This is a genomic window from Paenibacillus alkaliterrae (assembly GCF_021532375.1).
GTDB classification, from domain to species: domain Bacteria; phylum Bacillota; class Bacilli; order Paenibacillales; family Paenibacillaceae; genus Pristimantibacillus; species Pristimantibacillus alkaliterrae.
Genome location: NZ_JAKGAP010000089.1, coordinates 1 through 17,503 on the forward strand (window position 1 = coordinate 1; position 17,503 = coordinate 17,503).

A 17,503-nucleotide genomic window follows, 5' to 3' on the forward strand; every position below is an offset into this window, starting at 1 on the left:
TCCCTGTCGCTTCTCCTTCATGAATCTTAATCAGCAAGACACGCTCCCGCGCAGCTCCAAACAGGAGTTTAATTATTTTTTACGACAACGTTATTTACATATTTTCCTATTTGAATGTTACCTGATTGTGCATCTGTAACCAATGTACCATTGATTCTAAAATTCTCAATCGTGGCCCCCTCAACGATCCGCTCCCCGTCAAAGCCCTCGATAACAGACGGATTGTCGCAGACGCCATTGAACTCGATATTTTCAAACCGAATATTTTCCACTCTGTTACCGGGACTCGGATTATATTTCGGATTTTGAAATACGCGTATATCGATAAGCCGCCCAAGCTCAAATTGCTCTACCCGAATTCCTGTATGTAACATTCCTTACGGTGTTCTTGTCGGCGGCATTAATGGCCATACAGCCCCAATAGCCGTTCTGAGGCTAATTGTGCTCCAGAATATCAATGTTATCAAAGACGATGTTCTCAATGATGTCCCCATCATGCTCGTGATCCCCGTGGACGCCGATCATGATAGGATGCGCAACATCCGCCCGTAACACTGAATTTTTTCACGGAAATATTCGTACTGTCTCCATAAAATTCCCCTCGGCTTCCATAGATCGCAATGCAATCGTCGGATGTGCGCAGAAACACGTCGTCGATATCCACTTAAGAGCAGGACATCATGTCAATTCCGTCAGACCACCCGCGTGTACTAAACGTCTTGAAATTGCTGATATGAATATGCTCCTACTTGCCAAGATGAATGCTGTAGTGAGGGGGATCCACTGAAATGATGCCCTCCACCGTAATGTTGCGCGAGAAATCGATTTGTACGGTACGCAAATAGGTTGTCTTCTCGATATTCGTTAAATATATGATTCCGCGTCCCCTGATCGTGACGTCTTCTACATGATCGCATACCATTGAGCCCACTACCATCGCACCTCCGGCGAGATATACCGTCTTGCCCGAAGGGATTCGCAATATCTTCTCCTCAATAACATGCATACCTGGTCCGAAATAGAGAACCTCAGGAAGCAGTCCCTCGCAATCACTGACGTTTCCGATAGAAGATGTAAGCAGCGCTGCAAGCTCTTCCGTCCGGTGGTTGCCTGGTTTAACATAGATTGTCCGGGGATCTTCCAAATCTATATCTACAGGGACCAGATATGGGAACAGATCCTGCCACTCTCCGTTTTCCGCACGTACACGAACGGAGAAATCATGTATAGCAACTGCCTCAGGGGGAGCTGGATAAGTGATTAATTCAGTGCGGGTAGAAATCATCCACATCAGCCTCTTTCTCATACTTTTCGCCATATACAAAACAAACATTAACAAAATGGAATATTGATAGCCATTGTAATATCATTCATTTTGATCATATTTCTTTCAAACGATAAATTTAGACAGAGCAAAGGCCGGGGTCCTCCAATGAGGCTTCCCCGACCTTTGCTCTGTCTTAAATCTGATACAGCTGAATGAGGTTACCAGTCGGTTAAAAAAGATTCATCCTTTTATCCCGGATAACGTCACCCCTTCAATGATATAGCGTTGACCGATCATGTAAACGACCAGTACCGGAAGCAGCGCAATAGTAGCGCCCGCCATCATGAGCGTCCAGTCCGTCGCATACATCCCGCGGTAGAGGTTCAGCATCATCGGAACGGTAAACTGCTCGGGACTGTTTAGAAAAATAAGAGGATAAAAGAAATTGTTCCACATGCCCAGAAACGTGAATATACCGAGCGCCGACAGCGCAGGCTTGACAAGCGGCAGCATGATGCGCGTGTAGATCGTAAAGCGGTTGGCGCCGTCCACGATAGCCGCCTCTTCCATTTCCTTCGGAATGCCTTTAAAAAATTGACGGAGCAGAAAAACGCCAAAAGCATTCAATAAGGCCGCGGGTACAATGATCGACTGATGGGAATCGAGCCACCCGAAGTTTTTCATCATTAAGTACAGCGGGATAATCGTCACCTGTCCGGGGACCATCATCGTTGCGAGAAACAAGACGAACAGCGGCTCCCGGAACGGGAACTTGATTTTGGCGAATGCATAGGCAGCCATGGAGCATGTAACCAGCTGCGATACGACGACGATGACATTGATATAGAAGCTGTTGAGATAAGCGCGGCCGAAAGGCAAGGCCGTCAACGAATCTTTGAAGTTCGACCATACGAACGGCTCCGGAATCCATTTTGGCGGAACGACGAATACTTGGGACAAATCTTTGAGCGCGCTGAGCAGCATCCATAAGAACGGCAGCCCCATCATGCAGGCCCCTATGATCAGCACGGCATGAAGCGCAATTGTAGACGGATGAAGCGCTTTCGTCTTCATGAGTTTTTCTCCTTCCCGATCATCCTTATTCTTCGTAATGAACCCAGCGTTTGGATATTTTCATTTGAAGCAGGGTCAGCGTCAAAATCATGGCAAACAGCGTGACCGCAGCCGACGTGCTTGTACCGAAAGTGAAATCGACGAAAGCCGAATCGTAGATGTGATACACGAGCGTATAGCTGGCTTTTGCCGGTCCGCCGGACGTCATGACAAACGATTGATCAAACACCTGGAAGGATCCGATTACCGACATGATGGTGACAAAAAAGGTTGTCGATGACAATAAAGGAATCGTAATATGACGCAGCTGCTGCCATTTGCTTGCCCCGTCGATTTGCGCAGCCTCGTAATAGGTGGGGGATATCCCCTGTAAGCCGGCGAGGAACAGCACCATGCTGCCTCCAAGTCCCATCCAAATACTTAAGAGTGCAATGGAAGGCATTACGAACCGCGTGTCCGTCAGCCAGCGCGGGCCATCAATGCCGAACCAATCTTTCAAGTATAAATTGATCAACCCGAAGTCCGAGTTGAAGAGCCACATGAAGACGACGGCCACCGCTACGGACATCGTAATGTTCGGCATGAAATAGATAAGCCGGTATAACACTTTTCCTTTTACTTTATTCAAGCCGACAGCGACAAGCATAGCTGCAAGGATGCCGGTCGGTACCGTAAGGACCGTATAATACAGCGTGTTCACGAGAGCAATTCTGAAGTCCGGATCCTTGAACTGCCCCATAAAATTGTCCAGTCCGACAAATGACCGCTCGCCGAACCCGTCCCAGCTCATGAGACTGAGGGCAAAAGCCAACACAAGCGGAATCAACGAGAAGATGATCAGACCGACCATTTGCGGTAAAATGAAGAAGCAGCCCCACAGACTATCGACCGTCTGAGTTCTTATGGCGTTACGTTTCGTTTTTGCTTCGTTTAATGGCGGAGAGGGGCTGGTTGCGGCTGGTTGCATATTCATGTGCTCCCCTTTCTCTATTTATTCTTGTTGTATTCCTCAATTTTTTTGTTGGCTAATGCCTCGATTTCTTTCATTGCTGTATCTAAATCCTCATTTTTCAGCCAAAGCGCCTCAAATCGGGAGTTTATGTCTTGACTCAGACCCGGTATGCCGGATTCAAACGGAGATAAGGCATAGCCGATTTCACGGGCATCCAGGAAAAACTGCGCGTGCTCGGGAAGGTCTCCTTCCAGCACCACTTCGTCAGCGCCCGATACTGACGGAACCGCGTTGCCGCCGCCTTGAAGACGGTATCTCTGGCCATCCGCATTGACGAACTCCGACAGGAAGGTGTAAGCCGCTTCTTTTTGCTTCGACGTCTTATTCAGTACCATATACGCTGTTGGAATTCCGGCAGGCTCGATTTTGTTGCCCGTATTAGTAGGCCAGGTTACGATGTCGTACTCGAGACTTTCGTTTTTCTTGAATAGAGGCAAATACCAGCGGCCTGCGCCGACAAAGCCTACTTGATTGGACATGAACATGGCATCGCCGCCTTGTCCTTTCGGAAGCGTGCCGGCAAACGTTATGTTCTCGCTCTTGACGTTATCATACAAAAACCTAAAGGCTTCAATCGCTTTCGGATCCGTATACCCGACATATTTGCCGTTGTCGTCATACACGGTTCCGCCGTTTGAGGTTACCCAGCTGTGCGTGCTGTTCCATCCGTTATCAAGCACATAACCGTATTTCCCGTTATCGCGGATTTTATCGGTCATCTCTTGGAAGGCATCCCAGCTCCACTTGCCGCTCTTCTGCAGATCGGCAGGCATTTCAGTTATCCCCGCATCCTTCAACACCTTCTTGTTATACCAGAGCACCATAGGGTTGTTGTCTACCGCAACCCCGTATATTTTCTCGTCCCGCTTCGCTGCTCCCCATAAACCCGGGAAAAATTCCTCCTTCTTGACAGCGCTGTTCGTATCATCCATTAACGGCGTTAATTCCTCGATGCTTCCGTTTTCAATAAGCTTGACGATAAAAGCATCGCCTGCATAGAAAATGTCAGGAGCCGTTCCGCCGCTCAATTGCGTCAAAATTTTTTGATCGTATTCCCCTGGAATGGGGATCAGCTCCGCTTCGATGTCAGGATGCTTCTTGTTAAAATCCTTCGTGAAATCCTGAAACCTTGTCAGCTCACCCGGGTTGCCCCAAGTGGCCCATTTGATCTTCACCTTTCCCCCTTTATCGCCGCTTGCCCCCGATTCTTCCCCGCTGGTAGCCGCATTGTCCGATCCGCATGCATGCAGCAGAGCAGATGCTGCAATAGTCATGATGAGTAGAGACCATTTGAGTTTTTTCATTCTCTTTTTCCTCCCTCAAAATATGTTTATTGTACAAACAAAAAGTATTTGTAAACGCTTTAATTATAGATCTTTGTTTAAGCGCCTTTGAACCGATTATGTTCCGAAAGGGTGTATTGTTTTCCGCATTTCGCTTATTTGCGCAATAAACCCTGAAATTCGGCCGGCGTTAATCCTACGATCTTTTTGAACTGTTTGCTGAAGTATTTTACGTCGTTAAAGCCGGACTGCTCGGCTACCTCATATACCTTGAGCGATGAGCCCTGCAGCAGCTCCTTGGCTCTCTTTACGCGCAGGGCGATCAGATAATCGATGAAATTTTCGCCGGTCACGCGCTTGAACATTTCGCTGAAATAATTCCTGCTGACATTAACCGCATCCGCTACTTGCTGCAGGGAGATCGAGTCTCTGTAATGATTCTCGATAAAGGCGACGGCTTCCATGACGATTCTCTGGTGCAGCGTTTTATCCGGCTTTGGAGAACCGTCGCCGCCTCCGAGCCTACGATAGCACTCCTTCACATGATGAATGACGTCGGTGACGTAACACAGTCTGCTTAACTCCCGGATTTGACGGATGATCGAAGAATCGGCATCTTTATATAGTGCGAACAAGCTAAGCAGTTCCTCTGCCTCCTGCAGCACTTCCTCTTTCGTCCGATATTGCGGCAGCCAATATTCCATGATTTGCTCGACCAGCTGTTCCGCTTTGGAATGATACCCCATCGTCAGCGACTCTCTCAGCTCATGCAACGCTGTATGAAAGGGAAGGCGAGGCGCCAATTCGGGAGTACGATGGTCCTCTGCAGCCAGCAAGCAGCACGGTCCGCGGAAAAATCCGCTTGCGAGCACTCTTTTTGACTCCTTGCAAGCATCCTGAAGATCAAGATAACCGTCGTAAACGCCGCTGAGCCCGGCAGAAACGTATATCCGATTTGAAGCGGCATGCTGTGAATATTGCTCAATGAGCTCACGGAGCGTGCCATCAGGGTAATCGTTTGCGGGAAGCAAGGCCAATAACAGATCTGGACGGATCATAACCAATACTAAGGAACCGAGAGATTGATAAAGGCACTGCTTGAGTGCCTCGCCCTGCCCTGTAAGGAGGTCATTCATTTCGGCATCGGATTTGCCAAACGCCGTTATCTCCAAGGCGGCAACCCGATAGCTTTCTTCCGGACATTCCGACTTCATCCGCTCGATGGCATCCCCGTCACCACAGAGCGCCTTGCAAAATAACTTCTCCAGCTCATTCCGTTTATTCATGCGCTGCTGGTCTTCAAACTGCTTCACCATTTTCCTGTTTTCACTTTCTTCCTCCAACTTTTGGCACATTTGACGCAGTACCGTTTCGAGCGAATCCGTATTAAGCGTCGGCTTCAAAATATAATCGCTGGCCCCCAGCCGGATTCCTTCCCGCACATACTCGAAATCACTATGACAGCTAAGCAGCAAAACCTTGACCCAAGGACATAGCTCTCTAGTCTTGCGCGTGAGCTCCAGTCCATCCATTACAGGCATAGCAATGTCGGTGATCAATATATCAACCTCTTGATTCTCAATCCATTTCATCGCTTTCTGACCGTTAGACGCTTCCCCTACCAGTGTGAATCCATGCTTTTCCCAATCAAAAGTAGAACGCAATCCTATTCGCGCCATCTTCTCGTCATCAACTAATAGCACTCTGTACATAGGCATCCCCCTTTGACCTCGCAATCGTAATTAGCACCTTCGTGCCTTCGTTTTTGATGCTTGTGACGCTTACGCCGTATGCAGCTCCATAATATAACTGGATGGTCTGATGAACGTGATTCAGCCCGATATTCGTCATCCCTTTATTGCTGCGTTCACTTTCATTCATCAGCAGCTGCTGAAGCCTTTCCTCATCCATGCCGATCCCGTCGTCGGTTATTCGAATAACGATATCGTGAGCGTTTTGGTCTACTTCGATATCAATCGATCCGTCTTCATCCTTAGGCGCTATCCCATGAAAAATCGCGTTTTCAACGATCGGCTGAAGCAGCATCCTGGGAATTTGCACCTGTTTGAGATCCTCTCGGCAAAGGATATTCAAGCTAATCTTATTATCATAGCGATATTCCTGAATAATCATATATTTATGGAGCAGCGCAAGCTCCTCGCCGAGCGGTATAAATACGCCGTTGCGCTCCACGCTCCCCTCCAGTAATTGAACGAGCGTAGTGACCGCATTATCGACATCGTTGGTCCGGTTCAGCTTCGCCATCCACCTTATCGAATTCAGCGTATTATACAGAAAGTGAGGATTAATTTGATAGCGCAGCGCTCGAATCTCCGCTTTCTTCTTCTCCGACTCCTCCTTTGCAATCCGCGCGATCAACAGATCGATTTGCTCGATCATATTATTGAAGCTGCGGCCCAGCTGCCCAATCTCGTTCCGCCCGACATTTCTGCTTCGGACGGTCAAGTCGCCATCCTCACCCTTTCGCATCAAACGGCTCAAATAAACGAGAGGATTGCCGATTTTTCGGGTAACGTAATAGCCCATACCCATCGCAGCCAGGATGCAAAAGAGGGCAATCCACATCGTAAACTTCCGGATACTGGCCGAATCGGCGGTCAGCTCCTCGAGAGGGACAACGCCGACCACATCCCAGCCGTTATCCAATCGTTCGGGAATAACGAGCGTGCTTTTGTTATCCCGGCGGTATTCCGTCGGTTGCGATGGAAGGATGAGCGACGACTCTTTGCCATATTGCTTCGAATCCGGATGATAAAAATAACGATTCCTGTCATTCGTGACATAAATATAACCCGTATCCCCGAATTGCACGCGGTTAAGCTCATCGATCAGCACCTCCCCCATAATTTCAAAGAACATTACGCCGATAATGTCGCCGGTTTCCCAGCTTCGAATCGCGCGTCCAAGCCCGAATACGGGAAAGCCCATTTCCGTTTTCTTCAAATAAGAGCTTTGAGAGAGCCCAAACCAGACGGTGTTGCCGTTTGCTTCCAATATCGCTTTATACCAGTCGGAATCCCACTGGTCCGGAACCGACATTAAGGAGTCCGAGGTTAAAACCGAATTGTTGCGGTTGACATCGAAAATGTAAATATCGAGAATTTCCGGTGAATTTATCATGAAGGATGTGAGCATATCTTGACCGTCTTGTATCTTCAGCGTCGTTTCGTACAGCTTCTCCTTCGATTGCTCCTTCAAAATATTGTGGATGACCTTGCTGTTCAAAACCATCATGGACGAATCGTCAAGCTTTTTGAAATAGAGGTTCAGCTTGTCGCTCACCTGGGTAATGGTAAGAGAGGCTACTTTGCTGACCTGTTCTTCCACGATCGAGGACGATTTATGGTAAGACAAAAAACCCATGACCAGTACGGGGAGCGTCATGCCGATAAAGCAGAGTAAAAAGAGCTGGACTACAATAGAATGAAAATGTCGAACACGCATGGCCGTTTCTCCTTTTTCAACAACATTAGTCGGGTGAACTTCTATATTACTCGTTATCTGAAAACGTTATCAACATATTTAGACCAAAAAATTAATTAACGAAAAAAAACTTGAAGATCTACCCGTCAAGCCCGGGGGAGTCATTCAAGTCTTTTATTGTCTGTTTGATCGCACCCACCATTCAATTAGGAGGTGGAAACAACCTGTGTTGATTCAAAATATTCAAAGAGACGCATTAAGCAACAAGATTGTCCACGTCGATTTTCATCAACTGAATATGAAAGATCGACTTCGTACGTGATAGCCATCTATCGTCTCTCTTCGATCCACGATCTTTCCACGATATAGGAACAAAATGCAATCACACAAATTCGCCACTGCCTGGAGATCATGGGCAACAAAGAGGTACGTCATATTCATCTCATTCTGAAGCGACCGCAGCAGTTCCAGGATCTGAGCTTGAACCGAAACATCCAGCGAACTGATCGCTTCATCAAGAACAATGAACTCTGGCTCTGTTGAGATCGCACGCGCGATGCACACCCGCTGTAATTGTCCGCCGCTCAACTCATGGGGATACTTATGGATCACAGCATGAGGAAGTCCCACCTTCGCAAGCAAGACATTTATGCGTTCATCCAGATTTTTCGAATCGCCCCATGCAGCCAATGGTTCGGCAATGATGTTTCGGATTGTGAAATGCGGATTCACAGAAGAAGTATAATCTTGAAAGACTACACTCATTTTCCCTTTGTTGTTCTTCATCCACTTGGAGACTGAAACCCCTTCAATCTTGACCTCACCTTTGGTTGGCTTCTCCAATCCGAGTATCATACGGCTTAAGGTGCTTTTCCCGCTGCCGCTTTCACCGATTAAGCCCAAGCATTCTCCTTTTTTAATGAAAAATTGGATTCCATTCAAAATTTCCGTTTTTTCTTTTTTTAAAAAACCGCCGTCCTTATAGTAACTTTTTGAGAGGTTTTCAACCTGAACAAACATCATTTCACTTCCTCTTCCATAGATTGCTGAAAAGGCTCTGCCAGACTGATCCGGGTTTTGATCAGAAATTGGGTAAATTCATGCTGCGGATTAGAAAAAATGTCTTCCGCTTTACCCGATTCTACGCACTCTCCGCCCCGCATGACGTTTAATCGTCAGCCAGATATTGAACAACGCCTAAATCGTGAGAAATAAAAATGATGGAAGTACCCATAAGCGTGCGAAGCAGCTTAAATTGTTCCACAATAGCACGCTGATTAATAGAATCAAGCGCAGAAGTCGGTTCATCCGCAATAATGATATCCGGCTCCATCATAATGGTTATCGATATCATTACTCTCTGCAGCATCCCGCCAGAAAGCTGATGCGGATATTTCTTCAATACCTGTTCCGGATGATGTAAGTGAACGCGATGCAAAGCTGCCTCGGCCATCTTCTTAGCTTCGGCCTTCTTGATCCCCAGATTCTCCTGAAAGGTCTCGATCATCTGCTTCCCAATGGTATCCAGCGGATTAAAAGCCGTCATCGCATCCTGTAAAATCATGCAGATCCTTTGTCCGCGAATTTTTCGAAGAGAGGCGCTTGTTTCCTTTATTAAATTTTTCCCGTTATATATAACCTCTCCAGAAACATCCAGCCAGGGAGATACAAGACCAAGAATGACCTTGGCTGCCATCGACTTGCCGCTTCCGCTTTCCCCTACAATTCCGAGGCATGTATTCTCTCGCAAAGAAAAGCTGAGATTTCGGACAATCGGCAGGCCGGTACGAGTGTCACTGAAGGATAAAGCAGAGATATTCAGGATGACCCACCCTGTATCAAGGGTGGCAAAAACCGCAACTTCACCGGAGACTCCAGGCAGAAGGGTTTTCTCATGATATGGCTCGTTCCGCAGCCGGATACTTTGGCAAAACGGATATAATTCTTGTTTGTAAATTGAATGACTACAGAGCGGATCATCCGGGTATACCATGCCCACTTGGCAATGATATTGGCGATAACAACATTTATTAATCCAGGTCCTAGAATTCCAACAATCGCCAGTATCATCACTTCCGCCGGGAATGAAAGCATTACATCACAAATTCTCATGATGAACTCATCCACTTTGCCACGGAAAAATCCTGAAATAATGCCCAGTATTGTGCCTATCGCAATTGTTATCACCGTTGTTATAATTGCAAATAAAATAGTCGTACGGATTCCGAAAAGGAGCCTCGATAAGATACATCGTCCCAGCTGGTCCGTTCCCAGCGGATACTCTTTGCTAATGCCCGCGTACTTCTCGAGAATATTCATCGCAGTGGGATCGTTTGGCGCCAGCCAGGGGCACCTATTCCTGCGGCAACGACAAGAGCAATAATACCCATACAAAGCACAGCCATTTTATCTGAGACCAGGCTCATCAGATACCTGTTCACGTTCATCCACCTCTTCCTTTCTAACCTAAATGCAAGAAAATCCTCGCTAACAGCGAGGATTCACAGCCTTTCTATTACTCTTCAAAATACATTTTTTCAAATGGAATCTCATATTGAGAAACGTTAAAGCCTACTCCCTGCAATGCTTTAATGTGCACTGCTTTTGTAACCGAATAGGTAAGCGGGATATAGACATTCTCGTTATGGATATAAGTAAGAATTTCTTTGTACATATCAATACGTTTAGTTTCGCTTTGTTCAACCATCAAGTCTGTAATCGTATGATCCAGCCATTCTTTCTTTTCCAACCCCAATTGGGCTTGATAATCTGCGTGGGATGGTACCCTCCAGAAAGTACATAGGTTTGCGGGTCATATGGCAATCCCCAGGAGAGAGAGAATACATTAAATCAAATTCCCCAGTCTTTTGACGATCAAAATACGCTTGTTTTTCTTCTCCAATAATCTTCAGTTCTGCACCTACCTGTTTCAGGTCGTTTTGCATCGATTCACTGATTGTCCGTTCTTGTGCGTTATCGGAATTATAATAAATTGTAATCTCAAGTTTTTTCCCGTCTTTATAGCGATAGCCGTCAGATTGCAGCTCCCAGCCGGATTCTGTTAATCGTTCGCCAGCCTTCTTCACATCATAACTGACGCCTTTCAATCCCGCATCCGCGTAAGGCACAGATGGTGAAATCAATGTATCGGCTACTTTTTCTGTACCATTCATGATTCCATCTGCAATCACTTCTTTGTTAATGGCATACATGAATGCTTCACGCACCTTTGGTTCCCTGGTAGCCGAGCGGTTCGTGTTCAATACAATGGCCCGCGACCCTACAGGATGGCTGATCACTGTACTGTATTTACCTGTTCAGTCAATGCCTTGAACGAATCACTATCAATCATATCTCCGTCAGAACCGAATAATAAATCAACTTCACCTTTTTCAAGGGCAAGAAGAATCGTTTGATGGTTTGGCATAACCTTCCACTTAATCGTTTTAATCTTCGGTTTATCTCCCCAGTAATTTTCATTCACAGTAAACGTTGCATATTGGTTTTGCTTATGTTCCGTCAAGAGGTAAGGAGCTGGAATGTATGCTCGTCGATTGCTTTCGTTTCTTGAATTTAAGTTTGCGGTTCAGCCGGGGCAGATAAAGAAGTAGAAAGAGTGATCTTCCGAGACTGAATACGATAAAAGCCTGCATAATCCAATCTTTGTTCAAATAATACACCAGAGCCAATAAGCAGGATGTGTAAATGGACCATTGCCATGAAAGGGAAATCGACTTTTTATATAGTTCGCCATCCTTAGCACCAATGGATTTCCCTGTCAGGATACTTGAAGCATTGGCAAAACCATCGAAGAAGTAGGCTATTAAATAGTGAAATTGGATAAGAACAGCATTGGCTGCAAGGATTTCCGTTTCGAAAGAGCCTGTGCTGTAAAAGCAGAAGTGCTTACACGAAGGAAGCCAAACAGCCAATACATCGTATTAAAAATAACTGTCCCTATTGCTACCCGGCCGATATATGCAGGAGTGGGGTTGTCATTGTTGAAATTGTTAAAGGTATGGCAAGGGCTAAATATGCACGGTGATTCAAAGATGTACCCCCTAAAGTTAGTGAAATTTAAAAATACTAATTGGATTGAAAATCAATATGATTACGATTTAAATAGTAGAGAATCTGCTTGAAGAAGTAAATCTTTTTTTCTTAAAAACGATGGACATCATGTCTTTGGACCCTCACGTCGCTTGGTTTATCTAACGTCTGTAAACTGGACTTTATGTCGATTTTCCGTTGATTCAACACTCGTTTGCTCAAGATGTTAATTTCAATGCCGACGACTTTAAAAACAGTTTGTTTAGTAATAATCATTAATGTGATTATTATTATAAAAAACGAAAAGCTGGACTACATCCAGAGAGGAAGAACCCAGCCTTCTTTGTGTATGTACAACTATTCGAGCGCAAACAATACGATCTTCGTCTTTCACATCATATTGCAATAGCCACAATCATCCATGGGGCGAGAGATTACAGAAAAGATTAGACCTTTTACACCGTTTCCTCTTACATCTGTAAAACAAATGGTCCATTTCATATTACCGACATAGCTGATTTTTCTGGATTACCAGAAGCCGTAAAACGACTCGCCGCCAAAGCCTTTATCAAAGCGAACATACATGGCTTTAGCTTGCTGCAACTCTCCTTCATCCTTGCCAGAACATGCTAACAGCAGAAAAATAGCTAAAAACAAGTAACATTGATGATTTTACCCAGTAATAACAATGCCATCTCCTGTTTCCTCTTTTACCTCGCGTGTGGCTGCTTGCTCCAATGTTTCTCCAGCTTCAACAGCACCACCTGGGAGACTCCAGTAGCTCGAATCCCCTTTAGCATTTTTGACTATTAAAATATGTCCTTCGCTATCAGTTATCAAAGCAGAAGATACATCGACTCTTTTCAAAGAAACACCACCTTTATGGTTATCAGCTTTTCTGTCGCGACTTAGAATCGCCCCGACGCGCCATACCTGAAAAATATTGATTGCCTGACGGCGTTTCTCATGGTAGTATGTGTAAAATTAACGGAAGGGCATCTAGGGATCCGATCCTGCGAGGGAGGCGAACCGAGCGATGCCAGCGACGGCGCATAAGCCTGAGCCACACCGTAAGGAATAAAAGGCCTTCGGAAAGTTCCGCCTGCTAAGGGCGAGACTGTCCGAGGTCTTTTTTATGCCCGCCCTAGCAGTACAAAAATAAAAAGGGGAGCTCACATGTGTCATCCATCCGCGTTGAGCAATTAGGCAAAGCATTTCGCATGAAAAAAAAGCAGGAGGGCTTTGCCGGCAGCGTCAAATCGCTACTGAAGCCTCTCTATGAAGACAAAACGGCCGTTGACGGCATTACGTTCTCGGTCCGGCAAGGCGAAACGGTCGCATTCCTTGGTCCGAACGGCGCCGGAAAATCGACGACGATCAAGATGCTCACCGGCATTCTCCATCCGACCAGCGGCTTCGCCGAAGTGCTCGGCTGCTGCCCCTGGACGGAGCGGACGAAGCTGTCGTACCGGATCGGTTCCGTTTTCGGGCAAAAATCGCAGCTGTGGTACCATTTGCCGCCGATCGATACGTTCGAGCTGATGAGCCGCATTTACGAGCTGCATCGCGGCGATTACTTGCAAAGGCGCGACGAGCTGATTGGGCGGTTCGAGCTGGAGCCCTATATGCACACGCCAGTTCGAAAGCTGTCTCTTGGCGAGCGCATGCGCTGCGAAATCGCGGCCTCTCTTCTGCATCGCCCCCAGGTGCTCTTCCTCGATGAGCCGACGATCGGATTGGATGTCGTCGTCAAGCAGCGTATCCGGCAGCTGATCCGCGAGTTGAACGAGCAGGAAGGCACGACGGTGTTCCTTACCTCGCATGACGCCGGAGACATCGAGCAGCTGTGCGAGCGGGCCATCGTCATCAATTACGGGCGCATTGTATTCAACGACCGCGTCGAATTGATGAAGCAGCGGTATATGACACACAAGACGATCCGGCTTGTCCTTGCAGACGATCCCGGCGACATGGCCGTTCCCGGAGCGACGATTGTCGAACGCAGCGGGGCGAGGCTGGTGCTTTCCGTCGACACTTCGCTCACGACGATTGAAGCGGCGCTGACGAACGTGATGTCCAGCCGGCGGATCATAGACGTCACCGTCGAAGATCCGCCGATGGAGGAAATCATTACGCGCATGTACGGCGATTTCGGAGAGGAGGACCGCTCGTCATGACCACCCTCGGCAAAATGGCAAAATACGCGTTTATCGGTAAAATAACGCTCAGAAACCAATTGGCCTATATCATTGATTTTCTTGTCCGCTCTCTTTTCCTGCTGCTTATCTTGTATATATTTCTGCAGCTTTGGCAGGCTACGTTTCATGGCGAAGGGGACGCCGCCCTTATCGCCGGCTACAGCTTTAAGCAAATTATGTGGTATCTGGTTATCACCGAAACGATGATCCTTGCCTGTCCCAGCCTCTGCACCCGGATCGAGGAGGAAGTAAAAAACGGCGACGTCGGCTACCGGCTCGTTCGCCCGATCCATTTCGTCGTCTTTCATTACGTCGAGTATATGAGCGAGGCAGCCGTCCGTTTCGGCGTCAATGCCGTGCTTGGCGGTACGCTCGGGCTGTTGATCATCGGTCCGCCGGAGCTGAGCGCCGGCTTTCTGTGGCTGCCGCTTGCCGCGGCATTCGGCTTAACCGTCAATTTTTTGTTGAACATGACGCTGGCGCTTTGCGCGTTCTGGGTAGAGGAGACGCGGGGAATCGAGTTCGTCTACAACAAATTTTTGTTCACGATCGGCGGCATGCTGATGCCGCTGGAGCTGTTCCCCGATGCGCTGCAAGCGGTCGGGCGCTGGCTTCCGCTGCAGGCCGTCCTGTACATTCCCGCCAAAACCGCCGTGGCGTTCGATGCATCCAAGCTTGCTGGCATGCTGGCCGTGCAGGTGCTATGGATTGCCGTCATCGGATTAGCCGTCGCCTGGATTTACCGGAGAGGAGTGAAAAAGCTTAATGTCAACGGAGGATAGAGCAAACTCGGCAAGCCTTTATTCCATCAGCGAGCACGACCAGCCGGGCAAGCTGCGCCGTCTACTGACATTCGTCCTGCGCAGTTGGACGCTGAACCTTGCAGGAGCGATGGAGTTCCGGCTCAGCTTCCTGCTTACGGCCGGGATGATGATTATTAACAATATCGTCTGGATCATATTCTGGGGGCTTTACTTTAACCGATTCCAAGTGCTGAACGGCTGGGAGCTGCATGACGTCATGATGCTGTGGGCGGTGTCGGCAGGCGGCTTCGGCCTGATGGCAACCTTCTTCGGCAACGCGTCGCGAATCGCGAATATAATCGCAACGGGCCAGCTTGACGTCTACTTGGCCCAGCCAAAGCCGGTGCTTCTGCATGTGCTGATCAGCCGAATGTCCGTCAGCGCCATCGGCGATGTGCTGTTCGCACTGCTCGTATTCGCCATATTCGGCGACAAATCGGTCGCGGGCATCGCCAAATTCGGGCTGGCGCTGGCGATTGCTGCCGTCATTTTCATCTTTTTTACCGTTATCGTCAATTGCCTGGCGTTCTGGCTTGGGAACACGGAAGGCCTCAGCATCCAGCTGTTCAACGCGCTCCTGACGTTTACGACGTATCCGACCAGCATATTCAAAAGCTGGGGCAAGCTTGTATTGTTCGCCGTCATCCCCGCGGGCTTCATCAGCTATTTGCCGATCGGTCTGCTTCGCGAAATCGATCTTCCTTTTCTGGCCGGTGCGCTGGCCGTTTCTGCGCTGCTCGCCGCCGGCGGAACGCTGCTGTTCTATAGAGGGCTGAAGCGATATGCATCCGGCAATATGATGACGCTGCGCCGATGATCCAACTCATTCGGTACGGGTGCTGCCTCATTCAAGAGTAATGGGGGGGTGAACTTCTCGTCAATCAATTGACGAGCTTCTCAAATCATCGGGACTCGTAACCTCGTCCCTCCTTGAAGGCTAGTTCCTAGCCTGATTGGATTGCTGTGGCTACGATACGTTATGCAAGGCTAGTTTCAATATGTTTATGGCTGCATTTTCATCCCGGTCCGCAATGTATCCGCAAGGACATTGATGCACACGAACAGCGAGTGATTTTTTGACGATTTCCCCGCAGTTTGAGCATCGCTGCGATGTACCCGATGGATTCACTTGCACAACTTGACGACCGGCACTTTCAGCCTTGTACGTCACGAATTGAACAAGTTGATTCCATCCGCTATCTGCAATGCTTTTGGCAAGATGATGGTTCTTGACCATCCCTCTTATATTTAAGTCTTCGAAGGCGATCAGTCCATATTCATGGACCAGCTTTCGCGACTCTTTATGCGCATAATCCCTGCGTTGGTTCGCTACTTTCTCATGAAGTTTGGCTAGCTCGCGTATGGCTTTGCGTCTGCGGCCCGAACCACGCTTTTTCTTCGAGACCGCTCGCTGTTTTCGTTTCAGCTTTTCTTCGCTTTTTCGAAAAAATTTCGGTGACCCGATCCGGCCACCGTCTGATGTTACGGCTAGCTGCGACACGCCAAGGTCAATACCGATCTTTTTCTCTGACGTTGGAAGGTGTTGATGCTCGACTTCACACGAAAAACAAGCATAATACTTTCCATTCTTGACCATGATCGTACACGTCTTAATGGTTCCTTGCGGTTGCCGGTGAAGTCGAATGTTCACTTCACCGATTTTGGAAAGCACAAGTTGCTTCCCCTCTATGGAAAACCCGCTTTGCGGGTAGGTAAAAGAGTGATAACGAGTTTCAGGCTTGAATCTCGGGAAACCCGCTTTATCGCCGCTTCTGACGCGACGGAAAAAGGCTTTATACGCTTTATCCAGACGTTCTACGACATGTTGGAGGACTTGGGAATGGACATTTTTGAGTTCGGGGATGTACTGTTTTCTCTCTGGCAACGTTCCAGTACGAAATGAATCTTTTCTTGCGCTTCTTTGGTCGGGTATAAGCGGAATTTATAGGTTCGCTGCATCAGCCGTCTCCTTTTGCTTGATTTTCAATGTATTTCTTAATGGCCTGTTCAGAGACAGAACCGACCGTTTCAATGAAAAAGCTGCTGTTCCAAAGATGTCCATCCCCTAATTTCTTTTTCAACTGGGGGAACTTCAAAAATAATTTTCTTGCAGAGATCCCCTTTAACATTTTGACAATGTAGGATGGAGCTATTTTGGAGTCTGCTGATGCAAAAACATGAATATGGTCTTGTTCACCAACCTCCTATTGCCTTATAGCAACCGCTTCGGGTGACAGCCCTTGTTACAGCGTTCCTTGCTTTCCAAGTCCCTTACAACCTAGCTTTCCGTTCTGAACTTAGGTGCTCCCTCTAGGCCTGTGAGTTTGATGCCGCCATAGTCCGGCATAGCGTATTTCAGAGGATACATTTTT

Annotated in this window: 19 protein-coding genes and 3 pseudogenes; 3 read left to right on the forward strand and 19 right to left on the reverse strand. The window is 47.6% G+C overall.

Annotated elements, in window-relative coordinates:
• Positions 1 to 68: 68 nt before the first annotated feature.
• The 16 genes and pseudogenes from L1N85_RS24320 to L1N85_RS24380 all read right to left on the reverse strand — a co-directional run bounded on the left by L1N85_RS24320 (position 69) and on the right by L1N85_RS24380 (position 12,997).
• Complete coding sequence (locus L1N85_RS24320) at positions 69 to 374, reverse strand: hypothetical protein (RefSeq protein WP_235241617.1); 306 nt, start codon at positions 372 to 374, stop codon at positions 69 to 71.
• Positions 375 to 745: 371 nt separating this feature from the next.
• Entirely contained in the window at positions 746 to 1,285 is a 540-nt protein-coding gene (locus L1N85_RS24325) for a glycoside hydrolase family protein (protein WP_235241618.1), read from the reverse strand.
• 222 nt (positions 1,286 to 1,507) lie between these two features.
• Positions 1,508 to 2,341, reverse strand: coding sequence for a carbohydrate ABC transporter permease (locus L1N85_RS24330; protein WP_235241619.1), 834 nt, complete (start codon positions 2,339 to 2,341; stop codon positions 1,508 to 1,510).
• A gap of 25 nt (positions 2,342 to 2,366) precedes the next feature.
• Positions 2,367 to 3,314 carry a carbohydrate ABC transporter permease gene (locus L1N85_RS24335; protein ID WP_235241620.1) on the reverse strand — a complete coding sequence of 316 codons (948 nt, stop codon included), beginning with the start codon at positions 3,312 to 3,314 and terminating at the stop codon, positions 2,367 to 2,369.
• A 14-nt stretch (positions 3,315 to 3,328) separates the two neighbouring features.
• Positions 3,329 to 4,657, reverse strand: coding sequence for an ABC transporter substrate-binding protein (locus L1N85_RS24340; RefSeq protein WP_235241621.1), 1,329 nt, complete (start codon positions 4,655 to 4,657; stop codon positions 3,329 to 3,331).
• 134 nt (positions 4,658 to 4,791) lie between these two features.
• Positions 4,792 to 6,348 (reverse strand): response regulator transcription factor, encoded by a 1,557-nt coding sequence (locus L1N85_RS24345; RefSeq protein ID WP_235241622.1) that lies wholly within the window; start codon positions 6,346 to 6,348, stop codon positions 4,792 to 4,794.
• Complete coding sequence (locus L1N85_RS24350) at positions 6,326 to 8,101, reverse strand: cache domain-containing sensor histidine kinase (protein ID WP_235241623.1); 1,776 nt, start codon at positions 8,099 to 8,101, stop codon at positions 6,326 to 6,328. Before L1N85_RS24350 ends, L1N85_RS24345 begins: the two co-directional genes overlap by 23 nt.
• Positions 8,102 to 8,368: 267 nt before the next feature.
• Positions 8,369 to 9,103, reverse strand: coding sequence for an ABC transporter ATP-binding protein (locus tag L1N85_RS24355; RefSeq protein WP_235241624.1), 735 nt, complete (start codon positions 9,101 to 9,103; stop codon positions 8,369 to 8,371).
• Positions 9,104 to 9,248: 145 nt separating this feature from the next.
• Positions 9,249 to 9,830 (reverse strand): ATP-binding cassette domain-containing protein, encoded by a 582-nt coding sequence (locus tag L1N85_RS24360; protein ID WP_235241625.1) that lies wholly within the window; start codon positions 9,828 to 9,830, stop codon positions 9,249 to 9,251.
• Between the two features lie 68 nt (positions 9,831 to 9,898).
• Complete coding sequence (locus L1N85_RS24365; RefSeq protein ID WP_235241626.1) at positions 9,899 to 10,399, reverse strand: ABC transporter permease subunit; 501 nt, start codon at positions 10,397 to 10,399, stop codon at positions 9,899 to 9,901.
• A complete protein-coding gene (locus tag L1N85_RS27435; protein ID WP_268818463.1) occupies positions 10,396 to 10,521 on the reverse strand; it encodes a hypothetical protein in 126 nt (41 codons plus the stop codon). Before L1N85_RS27435 ends, L1N85_RS24365 begins: the two co-directional genes overlap by 4 nt.
• Before the next feature lie 258 nt (positions 10,522 to 10,779).
• Positions 10,780 to 11,379: an ABC transporter substrate-binding protein gene (locus tag L1N85_RS24370; protein WP_328285284.1), complete on the reverse strand. Its 600-nt coding sequence runs from the start codon at positions 11,377 to 11,379 to the stop codon at positions 10,780 to 10,782.
• Positions 11,376 to 11,603 carry an ABC transporter substrate-binding protein gene (locus tag L1N85_RS27440; protein ID WP_268818465.1) on the reverse strand — a complete coding sequence of 76 codons (228 nt, stop codon included), beginning with the start codon at positions 11,601 to 11,603 and terminating at the stop codon, positions 11,376 to 11,378. The genes L1N85_RS24370 and L1N85_RS27440 overlap by 4 nt, the downstream gene beginning before the upstream one ends.
• A complete protein-coding gene (locus tag L1N85_RS24375; protein WP_456238771.1) occupies positions 11,590 to 12,012 on the reverse strand; it encodes an MATE family efflux transporter in 423 nt (140 codons plus the stop codon). Before L1N85_RS24375 ends, L1N85_RS27440 begins: the two co-directional genes overlap by 14 nt.
• Positions 11,922 to 12,130: pseudogene (locus L1N85_RS28080) on the reverse strand (MATE family efflux transporter); the annotation flags it as partial. The gene L1N85_RS24375 and the pseudogene L1N85_RS28080, both read right to left, overlap by 91 nt.
• A gap of 672 nt (positions 12,131 to 12,802) precedes the next feature.
• Entirely contained in the window at positions 12,803 to 12,997 is a 195-nt protein-coding gene (locus L1N85_RS24380; RefSeq protein ID WP_328285285.1) for an NUDIX hydrolase, read from the reverse strand.
• Positions 12,998 to 13,308: 311 nt separating this feature from the next.
• Here L1N85_RS24380 and L1N85_RS24385 point away from each other — a divergent pair, with 311 nt between their 5' ends.
• Genes L1N85_RS24385 through L1N85_RS24395 form a run of 3 tightly spaced genes read left to right on the forward strand, consistent with a single transcriptional unit; the run spans position 13,309 to position 15,948 of the window.
• A complete protein-coding gene (locus L1N85_RS24385; RefSeq protein ID WP_235241627.1) occupies positions 13,309 to 14,307 on the forward strand; it encodes an ABC transporter ATP-binding protein in 999 nt (332 codons plus the stop codon).
• Entirely contained in the window at positions 14,304 to 15,110 is an 807-nt protein-coding gene (locus tag L1N85_RS24390) for an ABC transporter permease (protein ID WP_235241628.1), read from the forward strand. Before L1N85_RS24385 ends, L1N85_RS24390 begins: the two co-directional genes overlap by 4 nt.
• The gene (locus L1N85_RS24395; protein WP_235241629.1) at positions 15,094 to 15,948 is read left to right on the forward strand and encodes an ABC transporter permease; all 855 of its coding nucleotides are present in this window, start codon (positions 15,094 to 15,096) and stop codon (positions 15,946 to 15,948) included. The genes L1N85_RS24390 and L1N85_RS24395 overlap by 17 nt, the downstream gene beginning before the upstream one ends.
• 150 nt (positions 15,949 to 16,098) lie before the next feature.
• On the opposite strand, the gene L1N85_RS24400 is transcribed toward L1N85_RS24395, so the two are convergent.
• The 3 genes and pseudogenes from L1N85_RS24400 to tnpA form a co-directional block, all read right to left on the reverse strand.
• Positions 16,099 to 17,016: an RNA-guided endonuclease InsQ/TnpB family protein gene (locus L1N85_RS24400; RefSeq protein WP_235241630.1), complete on the reverse strand. Its 918-nt coding sequence runs from the start codon at positions 17,014 to 17,016 to the stop codon at positions 16,099 to 16,101.
• Positions 17,017 to 17,033: 17 nt separating this feature from the next.
• Positions 17,034 to 17,090: pseudogene (locus tag L1N85_RS28085) on the reverse strand (helix-turn-helix domain-containing protein); the annotation flags it as partial.
• A pseudogene (tnpA, locus tag L1N85_RS24405) lies at positions 17,090 to 17,317 on the reverse strand (IS200/IS605 family transposase); the annotation flags it as partial. The pseudogenes tnpA and L1N85_RS28085, both read right to left, overlap by 1 nt.
• Between the last annotated feature and the right edge of the window lie 186 nt (positions 17,318 to 17,503).

Excerpts from the sequence above, each read along its gene's own strand:
- L1N85_RS24320 (WP_235241617.1), bottom strand. The coding sequence starts at position 374 with ATGTTACATACAGGAATTCGGGTAGAGCAATTTGAGCTTGGGCGGCTT.
- L1N85_RS24325 (WP_235241618.1), bottom strand. The coding sequence starts at position 1,285 with ATGATTTCTACCCGCACTGAATTAATCACTTATCCAGCTCCCCCTGAG.
- L1N85_RS24330 (WP_235241619.1), bottom strand. The coding sequence starts at position 2,341 with ATGAAGACGAAAGCGCTTCATCCGTCTACAATTGCGCTTCATGCCGTG.
- L1N85_RS24335 (WP_235241620.1), bottom strand. The coding sequence starts at position 3,314 with ATGAATATGCAACCAGCCGCAACCAGCCCCTCTCCGCCATTAAACGAA.
- L1N85_RS24340 (WP_235241621.1), bottom strand. The coding sequence starts at position 4,657 with ATGAAAAAACTCAAATGGTCTCTACTCATCATGACTATTGCAGCATCT.
- L1N85_RS24345 (WP_235241622.1), bottom strand. The coding sequence starts at position 6,348 with ATGTACAGAGTGCTATTAGTTGATGACGAGAAGATGGCGCGAATAGGA.
- L1N85_RS24350 (WP_235241623.1), bottom strand. The coding sequence starts at position 8,101 with ATGCGTGTTCGACATTTTCATTCTATTGTAGTCCAGCTCTTTTTACTC.
- L1N85_RS24355 (WP_235241624.1), bottom strand. The coding sequence starts at position 9,103 with ATGATGTTTGTTCAGGTTGAAAACCTCTCAAAAAGTTACTATAAGGAC.
- L1N85_RS24365 (WP_235241626.1), bottom strand. The coding sequence starts at position 10,399 with ATGAATATTCTCGAGAAGTACGCGGGCATTAGCAAAGAGTATCCGCTG.
- L1N85_RS24390 (WP_235241628.1), top strand. The coding sequence starts at position 14,304 with ATGACCACCCTCGGCAAAATGGCAAAATACGCGTTTATCGGTAAAATA.
- L1N85_RS24395 (WP_235241629.1), top strand. The coding sequence starts at position 15,094 with ATGTCAACGGAGGATAGAGCAAACTCGGCAAGCCTTTATTCCATCAGC.